This window comes from Pseudoalteromonas sp., from assembly GCF_036960685.1.
In the GTDB taxonomy this organism is placed as follows: domain Bacteria; phylum Pseudomonadota; class Gammaproteobacteria; order Enterobacterales; family Alteromonadaceae; genus Pseudoalteromonas.
In genome coordinates this window covers 239,138-258,616 of sequence record NZ_JBALXK010000004.1, presented here as the reverse complement: position 1 = coordinate 258,616, position 19,479 = coordinate 239,138, and the positions used below count along the sequence as shown (strand labels likewise).

Sequence of the window (19,479 nt, the reverse complement as noted above, 5' to 3'; positions counted from 1 at the left end):
TAAATGATCAACACGCAATTCGAACAGCATGGTTTTTTTCATGCTAAAGGTTTTTACAATGAAACTGAGCTTTCGCAAGTACGCGAGGTGGTTAATTGTTTTCATCATCACTGGATTGCTGATAACCAACAGTTTTATCAAACCAAGGCGGTTAATAGCGCTTATTTAACCGCTAATACCTATTTAGACGAAGCGCAGCGTTTAGTGTTGTTTAAGTTTATAGCAAGTCATAAGTTAATGGCGCAAGTAGACTCAATTTTAGATTCTGCGGCATTTATGAATACACAGCTCTTTTTTAATCCCGTAAATCCTGAGCAAGAAAACTATTGGCATCGTGATATGCAATACCATTTAAGCATCGCAGAGCAACAAGTTGCGTTATCAGGCCCTGAGGTTATTCATTGTCGGGTGGCACTTGAGGACGAGCCGGGTATTGAGCTGGTGCCGGGCTCACATCGTCGTTGGGATACGAAAGCTGAATTAGCGACCCGGTTATCTGAAGGCGAATACAGTTCAAGTGATGATTTAGCCAGCGGGCATGTTATTGAAATGCAAGCAGGGGACTTACTGATTTTTTCAGCGAATATGATCCACCGTGGTTTGTATGGTAAAGATCGTTTAGCGCTGGATATTTTGTTTTGCGAGCCTGAACCGCATGTGCTGCACTTTGTGCAAGATATCTGCCTGCCTAGTGCCAAAATGCTGAGCAAGTTAGAAGACGACAGTGCGTTTGCGGTTACCTTGGCGCATCAAGAGTAACCGTCAAATTACAGTGTGTGTTATCTAATCAGCACCTTGCTCAGTTAATAACGCTAGTAATTGATCTTTAGACATTTGCCCAGCATCACCACTGCCCGCTAATACTTTGTCTGCTAATGCTTGTTTATGTTCATGTAATTGCAAAATTTTCTCTTCAATGGTGTTTTGTGCAATTAATCTGTACACAGTGACTGGGCGAGTTTGCCCTAAGCGGTGAGCGCGATCAGAGGCTTGTTGTTCAACGGCTGGGTTCCACCATGGGTCGAGGTGCAACACATAATCTGCTGCAGTTAAATTAAGGCCTGTGCCACCGGCTTTGAGGCTGATTAAAAACAGTGGCGCAGTGCCTGCTTGAAACTTATCGACTTGTTGCTTGCGTTTATTGGCGCTCATGCTGCCATCGAGGTAACAGTAATCGATCCCGCGTTTTTGCAATCGTTGTTCAAGTAGTTTTAACACATCAACAAACTGACTGAAGATCAGCGCTTGGTGATTGTTTTCCAGTAACTCTTCAATAATGGCCTCGGCGGTGTCGAGTTTACTCGATGGCAATTTACTGTTCGCGAGTAATAACTGTGGGGCGATACAGGCGCGACGTAATTTAGTGAGTGAAGCTAAGATAGTGATGTATTGACTGTCTTCTTGGTTTGCCTGCTCAAGTGCATTTAAACGTGTTGCTTCATAGAGTGCTTGCTCTTTGTCACTGAGTGCAAAGGTTAGGTTTATTTCGGTTTTTTCTGGTAATTCGGTTAAAACTGTTTGCTTTGTACGGCGCAGGATAAACGGGGCGATCAATGTTTTTAGGGTGTCTGCTTGTTGTTGGTTTTTATCGGCATTACCAAAACGTTTTTTAAATACCGGCAGGGTGTGTAAAAAGCCTGGCATTAAAAAGTTAAATAAACTCCATAGTTCACCTAAGTGGTTTTCAATCGGTGTGCCAGACAGCGCCACTTTAAATTGGCCATTGAGCGCAAACGCGGCTTTGGCTCGTAAACTTAAGGGGTTTTTAATCGCTTGTGCTTCGTCAAATACGATACTAGCAAAAGAAAATTCCGCCAGTTGATCGCCAATCAGTGGTAATAAGCCATAGCTGACAATCACTAAATCATGCGCGCTTGCGCTTAGTAGTGTCTCGCTACATGCGGCGGCGTTTTCAATGATTTTTACATTTAAGGTAGGAGCAAAGCGCTCGGTTTCCACTTGCCAGTTATGACAGACCGATTTAGGGGCTACCACTAAACTGGCGCCTAAACTACTGCGTATTTGTAGCACCGTTAAGGTTTGCAAAGTTTTACCCAGTCCCATGTCATCGGCTAAACAGGCATTGAGTCCCCAATTAGCCAATTGCATTAACCAGTTAACGCCAACGACTTGGTAATCACGCAGTACATCAACTAAATGCGCTGGTAGAGTAGGCTCGATTGTTTGCTCAAATTTAGCTAAGCGGGTTTGCCAGCTTTCACCAAATGTGACATCCCCTAAGTCAGCAATGGTTTTGTGCAGCGGCAGGGCACGGGCGTTGGCAATTCTTAGTTCATCAGTGGGGCTGTGTTTATCAAGGTGCTGCATGCCTTCTAAACGATTTAACAAGTTAGTTAAACGTTGATCCAACAACAGTGAATTACCCTCTGATAGTTCTAAAATACTGCCACGGCGAGGGGCTTTGAGGAGCGTTTGTAATTCGTATACTTGGCCACTGGGCAAAGAAATGTTACCACTGACACTTAACCAGTCATTATCGTCATTTAAGTTAAGCGACAGGTGTTTGCTATTAGCGACCTTCATGCCTTGACTGTTTTCATCCCAACTTAATACTAAGGATTGCTGTTGTTGTGCTGTTTCGAGTAATTCTATCGCTTGGCTGATATCTTCTGGTAAGTAAAACTGTTGCAGTGACTTGTTGTAATGCCCCGCTTGTTTATCAGCAAAAACCCCAGCCATATTTTTTAGAAGTTTGCGCAGGGCTTGTTGCTCTGCTTTTAAATCGCGCCTTATAACAATACTGTCGGTTTGCTCATCCTCACTGTGCGCTAGCGTTAAAGCACCAATACCCGGCTCAAGCCACGGGCCATCTACGCCAATTGGCATGCTGTAAAAGTTAACATTAATACCTAACTGAGTCAGTGCAATCACTGCGGCAATGTCGCAGAGCCCTTGGCGTACGTTATTAATATGGGCAAACTCACTACGTTGGCTGCTTATATGATGCTCGTTGGCCAGTACTTGTAAAGCAGCATTGAGCTGTGGCAGCCTCTCTTCTGTTAAGTTATTCGGTTGCTGTTCAAGTAATTGTAATAATTTTAGCTGCTTATCATCAATTCTGAAAACTTGGTAACAGTGTGCATGGCTGTGGACAAGTAAAAAATCACAATCAACATCGCTGATACCCGGCTGCATCACAAGGCGGTAGCAATCATTGATGTCTTGTGCAATCTCAATCACAAACTCACCTTTAATTAGGCTAAGTGGCTGTCCTTTGTGATCTTCAAGCCCTTTAAATCCGATCAACGCTTGTAATACTGCGCCGGTTGCCTGTATCTCATTATAGCCAAACCCCGCATGGTTATTGAGCACTTGAATAAAGTGGCGGTCGGCGCTTGTTAATGCGTCTTCATATTGGCTGTATTCAAGTTCATGGGCGTTTACTTTACGGCCTTTGGTCCACTCGCCTTTAGCGTTGAGTTGCTGTACTTTAGCTTGAATAATCGGTAAATCTAGATGAGTAACATCGAGTTGCCAAATCACGCGTTGCTGGGATGTCGGGGTATTGATTTGGCTTATATCATCAAGCCAACGTTGCCATTGTGGCACGCGAGTAAAGTGCTGCAGCAGGCCTGTGTTAGGTAATGGGGTATCATCCCTGAGCCAATTAACAAGGTGTACGCATTGCGCTGCTAACCAATGTTGCTGTTGGCTAACGGCTGTTTTAAGTTGTGTTAATAGCTCAGTGTCACCTCTTAGATGGTTAACTTGTTCATCAGTGGCGTTTTTAATAATCGCTAATAATAAGCAAAACAACGGTGCCAATGCATTTGGGTTATTAAGTAAATAACCTAGGTTACTGGTTAGGCGATGATGTTGATAACTTGCTAAATCTTCTTCAAGTAGGTAATCAATGGCTTGGCTGGCATGGCTTAACTCGCCGAGGTTTTTTTTGTACCATTTACTGCAGGTGTTGAGCTGTTTTATATCAGCGGCAGTGCCGCTGATAAATAAGCAGAGGGTATAAAGTAAGCCGGTGAGTTCACTCGGGTAAATGCCTTTCCCAAATGTTTTTCTGTATGCAGTTAACGCGCTTTTATACTGCAGTAAAGCAACATCAATAACCCCACCCTTTGTGGCATTGCTATTAGCCTCAAAAAAGGTGGATAAAACACGATCACGTTTGTCATCAAGCAATTGCGCAAAGGTATTATCTTGCAATAATACGGCTAGATTTTCATTAAGATAAATGCGTGTGTTCGTTGGCAGTGCAGGGCTTGCCTGGCTAACTAACGTGGGCCAAGCTGGCGCTTCGGTGAGGTTAAAAAATTGCCCGCGAATAAAGTTTTCTAAACACAGCTGTTGCCATGTTTGCGGTAAACAGTGCCATATTTGGCTGCTATATTTTGACTGTGCGAGTAAATTAATAAACTGAAAATCAATCGCTTGTGATAAGTCCCCTGGTAATTGAGGTTTATCAGTTTGGTCACGGTGAATATAATTAAATAGCACCTGTAAAAAATCACAATGGCTATCGTAGTAATAACAGCTTTGTGCTGCTTCGGTAGTAAATGCCTGTAGCAGAATAGGCTGCTTACAGACGTGAACAACGACAAAGGCAATGGCGCTTATTGATATACGAAAGTTATTACCGTACGGTAACTTCCAAATGAGATCGTCGGCTTCGAGTTGCTTAGTGTATTTGCCTACTTCTGCTTGAGAAAATGAGTAACCTTTCTTAATTTGGTTGTAGAGGCGTTTGGTTATTTGCTGCGTTGAATTATTATAGCCATTTGATGCATTACTGATTATTAGCGCTAGTAACACGCACAGTTGTTTTTGTTGTTCGTCAGTTGTGGCGGGTGGCAAAGTGCTAAGTGGCATAAAATCAATAATTAAAGTTGCTAATAATTGCAGCCAGTATAAATTTCAGTGATGTGAGTTACAACCAATAAAAAAGCGACCCGCAGGTCGCTTTCTAAACGTTTATGAAAAGATTTATTGCACCATAGCAAAGAGTTTTTGCAGTTGTGGCATGTATTCTTTTACTAGGTTTAAGTTGTTTTCGCTAACTACTGGCGCATCTGCACTGGCTGCATTTGCTGAATTAGCGACTGAACCTAGCATTGAGCTGGCGCCTTTATCTTTAGAGCCGCTCATACTTTGTAAACCACCCATTAGTTGATTTACTTTTTCTTTATTTTCTGGTGATAAATTACCTTTGATGTTTTCAAGGTAAGCCATTGATACTTCAGAGCCTACAGAAATAAGTTGCTCAGGAGTAAAACCATATTTATTAGTTAGGGTAGCAAATTCTTTGTATAAATCGTTATCTTTGATCATACCCAGCGCACCTAATGCCATGGCACTAGTGCCACCTTCAGAGCCACCTAACATGCTGCCTAAATCCATGCTTTTTAATGCATCTTGGTTTTGCGACCAGTCAACTACTGCTGGCAGTGCTTTCATATAACCTTGTAGTTCATTTTCGGTAATATCTGCGGCTAAGCTTGAAAAGCTCATTGCTAATAAGCTGATTGATAGTAATAATTTTTTCATAGTTAGATCCTTTGTTTATTTCCATAATTGCATTAAAAACTAAATATAGCTTAAAAGATTAATTATGCTTAGTTGTTATTTTCGACTCTAAGCTGCAAATGCTATAATGCATTTTTGCCAAATGTAACTGAACCTAATGTTAACTATTTCAAATGCTGTAACTATTGATGAGTGGGAAGTTGAGCTAACGGCTATTCGTGCACAAGGGGCTGGTGGGCAAAACGTTAATAAAGTAGCCAGTGCTATTCACCTGCGCTTTGATATTAATCGCTCAAAGCTGCCTGAATTCTATAAAGAACGTTTACTCGCGCTTAATGACAGCCGTATTAATAAAGAGGGGGTGATTGTACTTAAAGCGCAAAGTCACCGTACGCAAGAGTTAAACAGAGAAGATGCGCTGACGCGTTTAAAAGAGCTGATTGTCTCTGCCACTAAAGTGCAAAGAGCACGTCGTGCGACTAAACCGAGCCGTAGTTCGCAGCGCAAGCGTATGGATAAAAAAACTAAACACGGTAACACCAAAGCATTGCGCGGAAATATTAAATTTTAAGTAGGCACAAAAATGCGCTCAGGGATTTTAAAGCATAGGTTTAAGCACATCAATTAGCGCGTTGATATGATCGTCACGATCATTAAGGGCTGCAATATAACGGTATTTTTCGCCGCCTGCATGCTCAAAAATTTCACGGTTTTCAGTTTCTAATTCTTCCAGTGTTTCTAGGCAATCAGCGCTAAATGCTGGGCTGATAATGGCAATATCTTTAATGCCTTCGCTTGGTAATGATTCTAACGTGGCGTCAGTATAAGGCTTTAACCATTCTGCTTTACCAAAGCGGCTTTGAAAGGTACTGACCACTAAGTCTTTATCAAGGCCTAGTTTTTCGACCACTAAGCGAGTAGTTTGCAAACATAAACAATAGTAAGGATCACCGCGCTCTAAAAACAGCTTTGGCATTCCATGATACGAGAACACGAGTTTTTGCGGTATGCCATTCGTTTGTAAGTCTTCACTTATGCTATTGGCTAGGGATTCTATGTAGGTGGTGTTTTTATGATAGCCATTTATAAAGTGTAGCTCTGGCACCCAGCGCCATTTTCTGAGCACTTTTGCTACGGCATCAAAGGTTGAACCAGTCGTCGGGCTTGAGTACTGTGGATATAACGGCAGCACCACAATGCGAGTAAAACCTTTGTCGCGTAACTCTTCTAAGCCTGCTTCAATAGATGGGTTACCGTAGCGCATCGCCATTACCACTTCGGTATTTTCATAACCTTGGCTTTTTAGTTGGGCTGCAAGTTTATCGCGTTGTAGGCGGGTTATATGGGTTAATGGCGAGCCATTTTTGGTCCAAATACTTTGGTATAGTTTTGCCGAACGCTTAGGACGAACACGTAAAATAATGCCATGTAAAATGATCATCCAAACTAAACGTGGGATCTCAACAATGCGCGGGTCGGATAAAAATTCCCTTAAATAAATACGTAGTGCTTTTGCCGTGGGGGCATCTGGACTACCTAAGTTGGTCAGTAAAACGCCTGTTTTTTGATGAAAACGCTGATCATGAGGGTTATCAGTAACGGCTGAAAATCGCGACACACACTACTCCTAAAGAAAAATAGCCAGTTATGGAAAATATTCCATGTATATTATTAGGCTATTGTAACGAATGAAAGGCTAAATAGGATCACTGATTTATGATGATTTGATCATGATCCGAAATGGAGACGGTTTTTTAGCTTCAAGCTGTTGCAGTTTCTCTATCGATTTAACACTAAAAAGATGCCCTTTTGGCAGCAACATTATACCGTTATGGCTATGTAAAGCATGGCCTAACACCATGTTCACTGCCAGCTGTTGTGCCGAGATGATTTGCATTGAGCCGACTTTGGATTGTTGCTTTATACATTTGATCTTACATTGCGTTAAAGCACGAACTAATTTTGGATGGTAATAAGCACCACTGAATTGCGTGACCGTGTCTAAAGCATGTTGGTGTTTTTCAGCATCTGTTTGCTGACATTGCTCATAGGCATCCCAATAATCACGCGATAAGGCAAGGATCATGGCGCTAAGTGGAATATCATTGCCTTTGAGTCCTTTAGGCAAGCCATTACCATTATAATGCTCGTATTGATGATAAATGGCGTCCGACACATCGTGTAAATGAGTTGCGGGCATCAGCATTAATTGCGCTGTACTTGGATGAGTGTAATAGCGTTTGCGTTGTTGCTCGCTCAGGTCATGGAAAGGATGCTCATATAGTTGCGGGTCCATTGCTAGTAAACCAATTTGCGCGAGATAGCCCGCCATCGCGGCCATATCGATATTTTTTTGCGGTAGCTGTAACTGTTTAGCTATTTGTGTGCATGTATTGGCGATATTTTCTGCTTTGGTGCCGTCTAAATAAGGATTGGCATTAATAAAGTTATACAGTAATTCAACAGTTGAACGGTGTTCATTTTTTTCACTGGCATTGGCGATTTCGAGTTGTTTAAGTACTTGTTTAATTTGCTTTGTGCGTTTTTCGACGCGCAGCTCTAGTGAATTATTAAGCTCTTTTAAAGCGATGTTTTGCGCATTGATCTGTTGTTGCAACGCTTGATTGTGTTTTTTCAATTGGTATTTTTCAATACTGTCAGTAACGGTGCTTAATAGTAAGTTGTTTTGCCAAGGTTTTTGGATAAAGCCATGGATCTGCCCTTTATTGATAGCGCTTAGGGTGGTGTCTATGTCAGAAAAACCGGTGACTAAAATTCGTTGTGAGTCTGGTGCCAATTTTTTAGCTTGATTAAAAAACTCTGCGCCATCCATTTTCGGCATTCGCATATCACTGATGATCACCGCAAACTCGTGTTGTTTGACCTGCTCTAATGCCGTGAGAGGATCTACGAATGTTGCGACATGGTATTGTTGCCCTTTGAGTAGTCGCGATAATGAGCGAAGGACTATTTCGTCATCGTCAACACAGAGAATATGCACCGCTGATTTATCCACAAAAACAACTCCTTTATTTATATACACTTTAAACATAGCGTGTGTTTATGCTAATGAAAACGTGTGAAAAAAATAAATTGTGCTAGTTTTATAAAAAGTACTGTTTTTACAAAATAGATACAAGGCATGTTGCGTAAAGCGAAAGTTGACCCTTGATGCAGCAAAATAATGATTATTGCTGCAGCGTCTCTTATGGACTTATTTAGAGCTTGTTCAGTGAGCCATCCAGTATTATTACAATTTCGTATAATAAAAAGAGCTACAAAATAGATGAAGGGTAGTATTTTTCAGGCGTTAGAGAGCTTGGTTTTACAGCACAGAGACATGGGATATTGGAATGCCTTGCTGGCTAAAAATACGCCTGAGGGGCGCTGTTATCTGTCTGTTAATAATTACCCTGATGCAGAGCTAAATGCATTAGTTGCAGATATTTGTGAGGAGTTGCAACTTGAACCAGCCGTTGTATTGAGTGTCTTTGGTCGTCATTTGTTTTCTCATTTAATGCAGCATTATCATGTTGTTGTTAGTCGACTTCAGCATTTTGAAGCGTTAATTTTAAATATAAATAATGTGATCCACAAAGAGGTAAATAAGCTACATCAAGGCGCTAACTTACCTATTATGCGTTGTATGATGATTAGTGCAGGTCATATAGAAATGCACTATAGCTCACCTCGGCGGCTATGTATTTTGGCTGAGGGACTTATTTACGGAGCGGCAGAGTATTTTAATATGAGCGTTAAAATTGAGCACCCGAAATGCCAACATCGCGGTGATGAGGCCTGTGTATTAGATATTTACTATAAACCGTTGCTTAAAAATGCCCAGCAATAACGATGTTTATAAACAAGCGTATCTTCGTGAGCGTGCTGCGCGGATCCAAGCGGAGCAGTTAATTGAGGATAAAAGCCGGGTTTTATATGCTTTAAATGAGGAGTTGGTAAAAAAAGCCGCAGATTTTGAGCATCAGCAACAGTTGTTTATTCAAGCTGAAAAAATGGCCACGTTAGGTACTTTGTCGGCAGGTATTGCCCATGAAATCAATAACCCGCTAGCGTATGCAATGAGTAACATTGAATGCTTACAAAGTACACGATTAACGGTCGACAAGTTGCTATTTTTAAATGAGCAGTTTGCATCGGATAAGCTCAGCGCAGCGCAGCTAAAAGACACATTACAGCAATTACAAAAAACACAGTCGTTTACTGCGATGAGCAACGAAATTCAAGAACTCGTTGAAGATAGTAGTGAGGGATTAAGACGGATAAATGTCATTGTTCGCAACCTACTCAATTTTGCTCGACCAAAAGATAATGAAAAGCAACTGGCAGATATGACGGATGCAGTAAAAAATGCTGTTAAATTACTTTCAAATCAATTGAGTAAATGTGAGGTTGTTTGTCATTATCAACCCATTCCAATGGCATGGTGTAACTTAGCAGCAATTAATCAAGTGATGGTGAATTTACTAATTAATGCCAAGCATGCCTGCGATGGGTTAAGTGATGATATTCAAGCAAAAATTACTGTGACAGTGGCTTTTATTGAGCAGCAAATATGTATTACCGTCAGTGACAATGGTTGCGGTATGAGTGAGCATGTAAAAGCACATATTTTTGATCCATTTTTTACTACTAAGCCAGTTGGCACAGGCACTGGAATGGGGATGACTTTAGTGTATGGCATGGTTCATGATCACCAAGGGGTAATTAAAATTGATAGCTTGCAAGGGCAAGGCACACAGATACATTGTTTTTTCCCAATTTTAAGACACGAATAATTTGCTTTTAAAATAAGCAATTGTTAGATAATGTAGCAATAAATGAATAACAACGACCTGAGGGTGAATAATGCTTAATGAAAAAAGTACATTGGTTCTTAGTGATTATTTAAGTCAGCACCCTGAATTAAAAGTGGTAAGCACTGACAGCGTAATTGGCTTTATTAGCGGTTTATTAGCGTGCTCGGAGTTTTATGGCGAGTCAGAAATTGCAAATTACATTGCTGATAAAAATGATCCTATTTATACCTGTTTAATGACCGGCTCTGCTGAACACGAGGCAATGATCACCTTATTGGATAATGTCACCGAAGCGCAGGTAGCACAGCAGCACTTACTGAGTACTATTTATCCTCATGCAGATGATGCTAAAGCGCCAAGTGAGCAACTACAACAGTGGTGTGTGGGTTATTTAGCCGCATATATGGTTAACCAAGAAGTGTGGCAAAGTGATTTTGGCTTTTTATTAAGTGCAGACAAACAACAAGTTGCAAATCAAGCTGATGGGCAACTGTTTATCGATAACTTTGAAGCGACCTTAAATTTACTGGCGACCTTTGCGATGTGGCCAGATACAATTAAAGAACACCCAGAACCTGAGCAGCTGCGCACTGGCTTCCCATTACTTTATAAGGGATTGGATGAAAGCTTAACCAGTATTGCATCAATGGCATTAATGCTTGAAGATGAAAAGTTAGCGCTGTGGGAAGAAGAAGGCTGATCTTGAACGCTAATTAACAAATTACAATATTTTAATAATGAGCATGATTTGAATAATCATGCTTTTTTTTGTTTAAATTTCAATCAAAGGTGTTTTTTGGGATGGAAATTAGCTAATTTTTGCATATTTCTACCGTTTTCGTAGTTAAATATGTTTCTTTTTGTATACGTATGTTGCTAGGATGTTTGCCATGACGTTATTTTTGTGAATAACGCTCAGACATTTATAATTTTTAAGTATTCTTTGCTTGCTACAGCAAGTAAAGAGTCAACAGGGTCGAACACACATGACAACACTTCGTTTAAATACATTGGCTATTGCCGTCGGGCTTGCATTTAGTAGCTCAGCTGTTTTTGCTGAGCAAGCACAGGTTCAAGCAGAAAAAAATATAGAACAAATTTCCGTGTTAGGCTCGCGGGTCTCTAACCGTACAGCCACAGAATCATCATCGCCGATTGATTTAATTGATGCAGATACCCTAAATAAAGGCGGCTTTACTGAGCTTGGCCAAAGTCTGCAAGCAACAGCACCGTCGTTTAACTTTTCTCGTACACAAGTATCTGATGGCTCAGATTTATTTCGCCCAGCAACGTTACGCGGCTTACAACCGGATCAAACCTTAGTGTTGGTTAATGGCAAACGTCGTCATAATCAGTCTATTTTTGGCTTAGTGGGTACTGTGGGCGCAGGGGCTGCGGGTACTGATATGAATGCCATTCCATTATCTGCACTTAAAGGCGTGGAAGTATTGCGCGATGGCGCTGCGGCGCAATATGGCTCAGATGCCATTGCTGGGGTAATTAACTTATCGTTAAATGATTCAACCGGAGTAACAACGGGTTATGTGCAAGCCGGCAGTACAGGTGAGGGCGACGGTGACACGGTATCGATGGGTTTAAACCGTGGTTTTGATTTAGGTGATGAAGGCGGCTTTATTAATTTTTCTGCGGAATATCGTGATGCTGATGGCACTAACCGTGCTGAGCGTGATATTGGCGGCTCGGTTGATGTACCGTATGGCACTTTGTCTGACGATGTGCGTTGGGGACAGGGGAATTCTGAAAGTGAATTTACCTCATTGTTTTACAATATGTCATTACCAATGGGCGCGACTGAACTTTATTCATTTGGTGGCTATTCTGAACGCACCGCATTGGGTAACGGTTTTTATCGTAACTTTGATCAAGCCAGCAAGAATGTAACGCAAGTATATGGTGATGGCTTTTTACCACGTATTTATAACGAAGCGCAGGATATTTCGCTCGCATTAGGTGTTAAGGGTGAGATAAACACTGACTGGGGCTACGATGTATCCGCGGTATACGGTGAAAACCAATATGATTTTACTTCACGTAATACCATTAATGCTTCTTATGCAGCAGAGTATGTAGCGAATAACCCTAGTGCAAGTGATGCTGATATTGTCGCAAATTCAGGCCCTAATGGCGGTTACTCGGGTGGCTTTAGGTTTGATCAAACCACAGTGAATGCTGATATTAATGGCATTATTGATATAGGCCGCAGTGAACCTATTTATCTGTCATTTGGCGCAGAGTACCGTAAAGAAAATTACCAAATAGTACCCGGCGAAGAAGCCTCTTATGCTTGTGGTTTAGCTAATATGGATACATCTTACCCTGCGGTGAACGATCCAAGCCAGTTTGCTGAATGCGGCTTTCAGGCTTATAACGGTTTAAGACCTGAAGCGTCTAATAAACAGAGTCGTGATAGCTACGCATTTTATGTTGATGCAGAAACCATGCTTACTGATGCGTGGAATATTAGTGCAGCGATGCGTTATGAAGACTTCTCTGATGCGGGGGATGATTTAATTGGTAAGCTTGCTTCTCGTTATGAATTTAATGATGACTTTGCTATTCGTGGTGCAGTATCAACGGGCTTCAGAGCGCCTTCACTCCAACAAAGTGCTTACACAGCTTATACCACTAATTTAGGCGCTGGTGGCGTACTGGAACAATCATTTATAGCCACTTCTGGATCCGCTTTTCCTGTGGCGCTGGGTGTAGAAAGCTTACAGCTGGAAAGCTCTGAAAACCTTAGCTTTGGTTTTGTTTATGATGTAAGTAGCGAGTTATCACTGACTGTTGATTTTTACCATACCGCAATTAAAGATCGCATTACTTTAGGCAGCTTCTTATCAGCAAGTGACGTGGCGTTTAGCCCTGCGGCAGTGGCTGCATTAGCTGAAACAGGCGCTGATCAAGCGGCATACTTCTCAAACTCAGTAGATTCAACAACCAAGGGTGTTGATATTATCGCTTCATATCGTACTGATCTGTATGACGGTAGTTTCTCGGCGACGTTTGCTGGGAATTTAAATAGCACTAAGATTGATAATGTAAATGCACCTGCTGGGATCCCAGAAAATATTGCTTTAGATGATATTCAGCGTAGCTTTTTAACCGATGGTCAGCCAGGAGAGCGCGGCACACTGACATTTGATTACGAACGTGATGCAATGAGCGCCATGCTGCGTTTTAACTACTTTGGTAAAACAGACGTTAAGTACTTTGGTAATGACCACATTGGTTTACCAGATGAGCTTTCACCAACCGGTGAGTTTAAAGATACCAGTGTGGTTGAATCTGCGGTGTTAGTTGACGTTAATTTTGGTTATCAGCTTACAGAGTCACTAACATTAAATGTTGGTGTGGATAACTTATTTGATGTCACGCCTGATGAACTTGGTGAAGACGAAGTGCTAGATTTCATTACAAATCAAGGTTTTAAATATCCAGTTAGAGCCCTGCCATATGGCTTTGATGGCATGGCTTATTACGCTAAAGTTAGCTTTAGTTTTTAAGTTGAGTGATATTTTTAAGCCCGCTCCGATGCGGGCTTTTTTTATTAAAACTACTTGTATTTTTAATTAGCAAGCATACAATCGCGATACTTTTAAAGAGGAAATAAAATGAGCAAACATCGTTCTAAAGTGACTAAATCGACTTCATCGGTAGATACAGGTCGAGGTATTATTCGTGACAATGCATTAGCGGCATTGGTTACATCGAAAATTTTTAAACCACAAGTTGTACAGGCTAAAAAAGGTAAAGGCGCATACAAGCGTAACCAAAAACATTCAGGACAAGAGTCCTATTTAATCGCTGCTTAATCAAGCTGTGATCAAATAGGGCTTTTGAGTTTTTTACAAAAATAGCAAGCTCGTTAGTTTTTACCAAAACCCCGCTTAGATAATTTTTTTCTAAGCGGGGTTTTGCGGTTATATAGCCCATAATTTTTAATTTTTATTCATTTTCACTGCACTTTACGTTCCCGTAAAAGGGCTGCTCGCCGCTTAAATACTCGTCTTTAATGTTTTAACCATAAATTAACCTTGTGTTCATGTTTTATATGCGAAATTACCCATTCTTTACACTAGGCGTTTTTCTTTAATAATAAATAGCTAGTTAATAGTAGTTTTGTAGTTGTTTTTTGCTATTAAAATACCTTTTATTGATACTTAGACTGTTTAAATTAAGTTGACGTGCGTGGAAACTGTGGTACTTTTAAAACTGAATTGTAAAATTAATGTTATATTTAACCCTGGGCGGAGGAGCTGATGAGCTCACAAATGATAATAAAAAATGCGTTTAAGCTAAGTGCATTGTCACTAAGTTTTGTAGGCTTAAGTGCGCATGCGGCTGTTGATTGCAGTGCGTTAACGCAATGGCAAGCAGGCCAAACACACACTGGTGGTAGCCAAGTTCAAGCACAAGACAGCGCGTATGAAGCTAAGTGGTGGACACAGTCAAATCCGGTAGAAAATGCTGGTCAATACCAAGAGTGGAAACTTTTGGGTGCTTGTGACAGCGCTGTCACAGAAAACCAAGTGCCAGTAATCACTTCGTTAACACCTGATAACAATTCTTTATTTAATGATAAAGACAGCGTTGTCATTACTGCGCAAGCAACTGATGCTGATGGCACTGTTGCATCTGTTGAGTTTTTTGTTGATGGAAATTCTGTCGCTGTTGATAGCTCGACACCGTTTACAACGAACTGGCAGGCTGTGGCGGGTTTGCATCAGATCAGTGCAGTTGCAACGGATGATAAAGGCGCTATATCAACACCAGTGGTAAACACCGTCAGCGTGACTGAGGTTGTAGTAGATCCAGTTAATCAAGCACCTGTGCCGTCTATCTCATTTAGCACTTTGCCAGATCAATTGATTGTTGGCTCTCAAGTGGTATTTGCGTTATCAGGTACTGATAGCGATGGTCAAGTAACAGGATTAAGCTTTGCAGCTAATGGCATTGATGTACATCAAGCAAGTACGGCATCTAGTAGCTACGCATGGCAAGCAACCGCACTTGGTCAAGCGACCTTTACGTTAACGGTAACTGATAACGAAGGCGCAACAGCGCAAGTATCGAAAGTGCTTACTGTGGTTGACGAAAACACCGGACCAGTCACTGGCACTGATTGTCGTCCACAAGGTTTATATCAAACACCGGGCGTCAATACACCATATTGTACAGTGTATGACAGCAATGGTCGTGAGATCATGGGGGCTGATCATCCTCGTCGTGTGATTGGTTACTTTACTAGCTGGCGCAATGGCGCAAATGGTCAACCTAGCTACTTAGTAAACGATATTCCATGGGATAAAATTACCCACATCAATTATGCATTTGCCCACGTAGATGCCAATAATAAAGTGTCAATCGGTGATCCTAATGCCGCAGGCAACCCCGCTACCAATATGGAATGGCCAGGTGTCACAGGCGCAGAAATGGACCCAAGCTTCGCTTATAAAGGTCACTTCAATCTATTAAATAAATTTAAAAAACAACATCCTCATGTAAAAACATTAGTTTCTGTTGGTGGTTGGGCGGAAACCGGTGGTTACTTTGATGAAACGGGCCGTGTTGAAAGTGGTGGTTTTTATACTATGACAACCAATGCCGATGGCTCAGTAAACCAAGCTGGCATTGATGCATTTGCAAAAAGCTCTGTTGAATTCATTGAAAAATATGGTTTTGACGGTGTTGATATCGATTATGAATATCCATCGTCAATGAAAGACTCAGGTCATCCTGATGATTTCCCAATTTCAAATGCACGTCGCGCTGGTTTAAACGCGTCTTACCAAGTGTTGATGAAAAAGCTTCGTGAAGAACTAGATCGTGCCGGTGAAGCCGCTGGTAAACATTACCTACTTACGATTGCATCGCCATCTTCAGGCTACCTACTACGTGGAATGGAAACATTCCAAACAGTTAAATACTTAGATTACGTAAACATCATGTCTTACGACTTACATGGTGCATGGAACTCACATGTTGGTCACAATGCTGCCTTGTTTGACACAGGTTTAGACTCTGAGCTGGCACAATGGGGTGTGTATTCGACGGCTGAATTTGAAGGTATTGGCTATTTAAATACCGATTGGGCAGTACGTTACTTCCGTGGTGCAGTATCTGCTGGGCGTATTAATATTGGCCTTCCTTATTATACTCGTGGTTTTAAAGACGTAAGCGGTGGCACGAATGGTTTGTGGGGCCAAGCAGCACTACCAAATCAAGCTGAATGTGCTAAAGGTACTGGCGTTGGCGAAAAGAACAAATGTGGTAATGGTGCACTAGGGATTGATAACCTTTGGCATGATAAGAACGATGCAGGGCAAGAGATGCCAGCAGGTTCAAACCCATTATGGCATGTTAAAAATCTTGAAAATGGCATTGTTGGTTCGTACTTAGGTGTTTATGGTTTAACACCTGATACCGATCCAGATGATCAATTAACGGGTACATATACTCGTCATTACGATGATGTTGCAGTTGCACCGTGGTTATGGAATGCAGAGAAAAAAGTATTCCTATCGATTGAAGATGAACAGTCAATGGCAACAAAACTTGACTATGTGATCAACAATGGTCTTGGTGGCATCATGTTCTGGGAACTTGCTGGTGACTATGATTTTGACGCGGCAAAAGGTGAGTACTTTATGGGCTCTACTTTAACGACGCTCGCATATGACAAGTTTAACCAAAGCGGTGTGGCGTATGACACCCATCCAGGTAACCCAAACTTTGTAGTACCAACGGAAGCTGTTGATGTAACGTTTGCAGCCAAAGACTTCCCAATTGGCGATGATAACTACCCAATTAGTCCGACCTTTGCGTTTACTAATAACTCTAGCCTTGATTTAAGTGGTGCGAAAATCTCATTTGATGTGCCGGTATCGACTTCTGCAATTTTCAAATCTAATTGGAATGCCCAGGAAAAATTAGGCATGGCAGTAGATGCGGATGGCTCTAATGCTGCGGGTAATAATGTGGGTGGTTATGAGAACGAATTCCACCGTTTTTCAATCACACTTAACAATGAGTGGGGCGGCCAGCCAAAAGACTTCAGCGCAGGTAAAACAGTCAATGCACAAGTGATGTATTACATGCCAATTACAGGCCCTAGTAACTTTACTATCGAAAAAGACGGCAAAGTTTACGCATTCAAATTTGAGTATCCACAACTTCCAGACGGTACAACTGGTGGTGGTAACACAACAGATCCCGGCACTGGTAATGGTGGTGGCGATACCTCAGGCACGTGTGAAGGTGTAGCCGTTACTGCAATAGCTGTTTATCCAAACTTCCCACAAACAGATTGGGCTGGCAATCCAAGTCATGCCACAGGTGGTGACTTAATGGTTCATAACAACGCGGTTTATAAAGCGAAGTGGTGGACAAGTTCAGAGCCAGGTACGACGGCTGATTGGACGAAGAGTTGCAGCTTGTAAGTAATTAACAAAATAGGGGTATTGAATTACCCCTAAATTTGCGTTTTTAAGGACAACACAATGACATCAATTAAATTAAAAACACTGTCGCTTTCAGCAGTAGCAAGTAGCGTGTTACTAACGCTAATGCCTACAGATGTAAACGCACACGGTTATATGGACAGTCCCAAAGCCCGCCAAGCATTTTGCCAAGCTGATGGCGGATATTGGTGGCCTGAAGATGGTACGAATATCCCAAACCTTGCATGTCGAGCTGCATTTTTAGAATCTGGCACAGTACAGTTTGTGCAAGATATTGAATTTTCAGTTAATACGCCAGACTATTTAAATCAAGCGGCAGTAGAGGCTAGTGTACCTAATGGCTCTTTATGCGCCGGTGGTGACAATGCGAAACGCGGTATGGATTTACCTTCGCCGCATTGGCAACGTAGTGACGTGGTGCCTAATGCCAATGGTGATATTCAAATTCGCTACCTTGCAGCAACGCCGCATAACCCAAGCTTTTGGAAGTTTTACTTAACCAAACCCAGTTTTAATACGGCAACCGATGTATTGACATGGGCTGATCTAGAGCTGGTTCAAGATCATGACAATATTGAAGTGATTAAAGATACAGATGGAAAACGCTATTACGAAATGAGTGTTGCTATCCCACAAGGGCGCAGCGGCGATGCCATTTTGTATAGCCGCTGGCAACGTAACGATGTGGTGGGTGAAGGCTTTTACAACTGTAGCGATATTACCATTGTGACTGACGCCGGCCCAACTGATCCCAGTGTGTGGACAAGCGTGGGTTATTTTGTCCGCCAAGGACAAGATGCAATTGCCGGTGAGAGCGTTTGGGCACGTTTATTTGATGAAAATGGCCAAGAAGTGATTAATCAGCAGTTAAAAATCACGACTGAAAACCAAGCCAATTGGCAACCAGTACTCGCTGCACAACTGAACTTAGATTACGCCCACTTAGTGCAAATTGGTGTGCAAAATCAAGCCGGTGAAGTGGTATTTAATGGCAGTGATGTACTAACTAATCAAGTTTATAGCAGTAATGCAAACTACACCTACACATTAAGTGTACAAGCAGCGCCGAGTAATACAGCTCCTATCGTACATACACCAGATAATTTAGTGGTGGATGAAAACAGCAGCACCACTTTGCATCTACATGCATTTGATGATGAGCAAACACAATTGACTTACAGCTGGTCAGTGCCTTCGCCACTGAGTTTCACTGGCGGCGATGCCAATATTGTAATTACTGCTCCTGAAGTATCGACTAATACAGATTACACCGTTTCAGTGTCGGTATCGGATGGTCAATTAAGTACTGAAACCAGTTTTACTGTTACCGTAAATGACAGCGTTATCACTGATCCTGTTATTGCGCCTTGGAGTAGCAGTGCGGTTTATCAGGCAGGTGATCAAGCAAGTTTTCAAGGTGTTGTTTACACCGCTAAATGGTGGAGTCAAGGCGAACAACCTGACGTCTCTAATGCGTGGCAAGGAACATCGACTTCAGACGTAAGTAATGACTGGAGTAAAGGCAAAGCGTATCAAGCTGGTGCCGAAGTAACGTATCAAGGACAGCGCTATAGCGCTAAATGGTGGACTCAAGGTGATACACCTGGACAAGCCAATGTATGGACGAAACTTTAATTAGAAGCCTAAGTTTTGTAGTTCAAACTTATTAAATAATTACATTA

The 19,479-nt window shown here is 41.7% G+C and carries 13 protein-coding genes; 9 read left to right on the top strand and 4 right to left on the bottom strand.

The features are described 5' to 3' along the window. The first annotated feature begins 3 nt into the window (after positions 1–3). Positions 4–759 (top strand): phytanoyl-CoA dioxygenase family protein, encoded by a 756-nt coding sequence (locus V7783_RS06125; protein ID WP_335677963.1) that lies wholly within the window; start codon positions 4–6, stop codon positions 757–759. A 24-nt stretch (positions 760–783) separates the two neighbouring features. Here the strand turns inward: V7783_RS06125 and V7783_RS06120 are convergent, their stop codons facing one another. Both V7783_RS06120 and V7783_RS06115 read right to left on the bottom strand, forming a co-directional pair. Continuing rightward, entirely contained in the window at positions 784–4,845 is a 4,062-nt protein-coding gene (locus V7783_RS06120; protein ID WP_335677962.1) for a DEAD/DEAH box helicase, read from the bottom strand. Positions 4,846–4,959: 114 nt separating this feature from the next. Then, positions 4,960–5,520 carry a short-chain dehydrogenase gene (locus V7783_RS06115; protein ID WP_335677961.1) on the bottom strand — a complete coding sequence of 187 codons (561 nt, stop codon included), beginning with the start codon at positions 5,518–5,520 and terminating at the stop codon, positions 4,960–4,962. Between the two features lie 136 nt (positions 5,521–5,656). Between V7783_RS06115 and arfB the strand changes: the two genes are divergently transcribed. Further along, a complete protein-coding gene (arfB, locus tag V7783_RS06110) occupies positions 5,657–6,070 on the top strand; it encodes an alternative ribosome rescue aminoacyl-tRNA hydrolase ArfB (RefSeq protein ID WP_335677960.1) in 414 nt (137 codons plus the stop codon). 27 nt (positions 6,071–6,097) lie between these two features. On the opposite strand, the gene hemH is transcribed toward arfB, so the two are convergent. After that, complete coding sequence (hemH, locus tag V7783_RS06105) at positions 6,098–7,117, bottom strand: ferrochelatase (RefSeq protein WP_335677959.1); 1,020 nt, start codon at positions 7,115–7,117, stop codon at positions 6,098–6,100. 96 nt (positions 7,118–7,213) lie between these two features. Next, entirely contained in the window at positions 7,214–8,515 is a 1,302-nt protein-coding gene (locus V7783_RS06100; RefSeq protein WP_335677958.1) for an HD domain-containing phosphohydrolase, read from the bottom strand. A gap of 270 nt (positions 8,516–8,785) precedes the next feature. Between V7783_RS06100 and V7783_RS06095 the strand changes: the two genes are divergently transcribed. The 7 genes from V7783_RS06095 (at position 8,786) to V7783_RS06065 (ending at position 19,432) form a co-directional block, all read left to right on the top strand. After that, positions 8,786–9,349 carry a heme NO-binding domain-containing protein gene (locus tag V7783_RS06095; protein WP_335677957.1) on the top strand — a complete coding sequence of 188 codons (564 nt, stop codon included), beginning with the start codon at positions 8,786–8,788 and terminating at the stop codon, positions 9,347–9,349. Then, positions 9,336–10,295: a sensor histidine kinase gene (locus V7783_RS06090; RefSeq protein WP_335677956.1), complete on the top strand. Its 960-nt coding sequence runs from the start codon at positions 9,336–9,338 to the stop codon at positions 10,293–10,295. The genes V7783_RS06095 and V7783_RS06090 overlap by 14 nt, the downstream gene beginning before the upstream one ends. 70 nt (positions 10,296–10,365) lie before the next feature. Beyond that, positions 10,366–11,016 carry a UPF0149 family protein gene (locus V7783_RS06085; protein WP_335677955.1) on the top strand — a complete coding sequence of 217 codons (651 nt, stop codon included), beginning with the start codon at positions 10,366–10,368 and terminating at the stop codon, positions 11,014–11,016. A gap of 286 nt (positions 11,017–11,302) precedes the next feature. Next, positions 11,303–13,840, top strand: coding sequence for a TonB-dependent receptor plug domain-containing protein (locus V7783_RS06080; RefSeq protein ID WP_335677954.1), 2,538 nt, complete (start codon positions 11,303–11,305; stop codon positions 13,838–13,840). 108 nt (positions 13,841–13,948) lie between these two features. Next, the gene (gene arfA, locus V7783_RS06075) at positions 13,949–14,149 is read left to right on the top strand and encodes a ribosome alternative rescue factor ArfA (RefSeq protein ID WP_335677953.1); all 201 of its coding nucleotides are present in this window, start codon (positions 13,949–13,951) and stop codon (positions 14,147–14,149) included. Positions 14,150–14,596: 447 nt separating this feature from the next. After that, a complete protein-coding gene (locus V7783_RS06070; protein ID WP_335677952.1) occupies positions 14,597–17,776 on the top strand; it encodes a glycosyl hydrolase family 18 protein in 3,180 nt (1,059 codons plus the stop codon). 60 nt (positions 17,777–17,836) lie between these two features. Next, entirely contained in the window at positions 17,837–19,432 is a 1,596-nt protein-coding gene (locus V7783_RS06065; protein ID WP_335677951.1) for a lytic polysaccharide monooxygenase, read from the top strand. The last annotated feature ends 47 nt before the right edge of the window (positions 19,433–19,479 follow it).

What these genes read in the sequence shown, in the direction of transcription:
- V7783_RS06125 (WP_335677963.1), top strand. Translation starts at nt 4, where the DNA reads ATGATCAACACGCAATTCGAACAGCATGGTTTTTTTCATGCTAAAGGT.
- V7783_RS06120 (WP_335677962.1), bottom strand. Translation starts at nt 4,845, where the DNA reads ATGCCACTTAGCACTTTGCCACCCGCCACAACTGACGAACAACAAAAA.
- V7783_RS06115 (WP_335677961.1), bottom strand. Translation starts at nt 5,520, where the DNA reads ATGAAAAAATTATTACTATCAATCAGCTTATTAGCAATGAGCTTTTCA.
- arfB (WP_335677960.1), top strand. Translation starts at nt 5,657, where the DNA reads ATGTTAACTATTTCAAATGCTGTAACTATTGATGAGTGGGAAGTTGAG.
- V7783_RS06095 (WP_335677957.1), top strand. Translation starts at nt 8,786, where the DNA reads ATGAAGGGTAGTATTTTTCAGGCGTTAGAGAGCTTGGTTTTACAGCAC.
- V7783_RS06090 (WP_335677956.1), top strand. Translation starts at nt 9,336, where the DNA reads ATGCCCAGCAATAACGATGTTTATAAACAAGCGTATCTTCGTGAGCGT.
- V7783_RS06085 (WP_335677955.1), top strand. Translation starts at nt 10,366, where the DNA reads ATGCTTAATGAAAAAAGTACATTGGTTCTTAGTGATTATTTAAGTCAG.
- V7783_RS06080 (WP_335677954.1), top strand. Translation starts at nt 11,303, where the DNA reads ATGACAACACTTCGTTTAAATACATTGGCTATTGCCGTCGGGCTTGCA.
- arfA (WP_335677953.1), top strand. Translation starts at nt 13,949, where the DNA reads ATGAGCAAACATCGTTCTAAAGTGACTAAATCGACTTCATCGGTAGAT.
- V7783_RS06070 (WP_335677952.1), top strand. Translation starts at nt 14,597, where the DNA reads ATGAGCTCACAAATGATAATAAAAAATGCGTTTAAGCTAAGTGCATTG.
- V7783_RS06065 (WP_335677951.1), top strand. Translation starts at nt 17,837, where the DNA reads ATGACATCAATTAAATTAAAAACACTGTCGCTTTCAGCAGTAGCAAGT.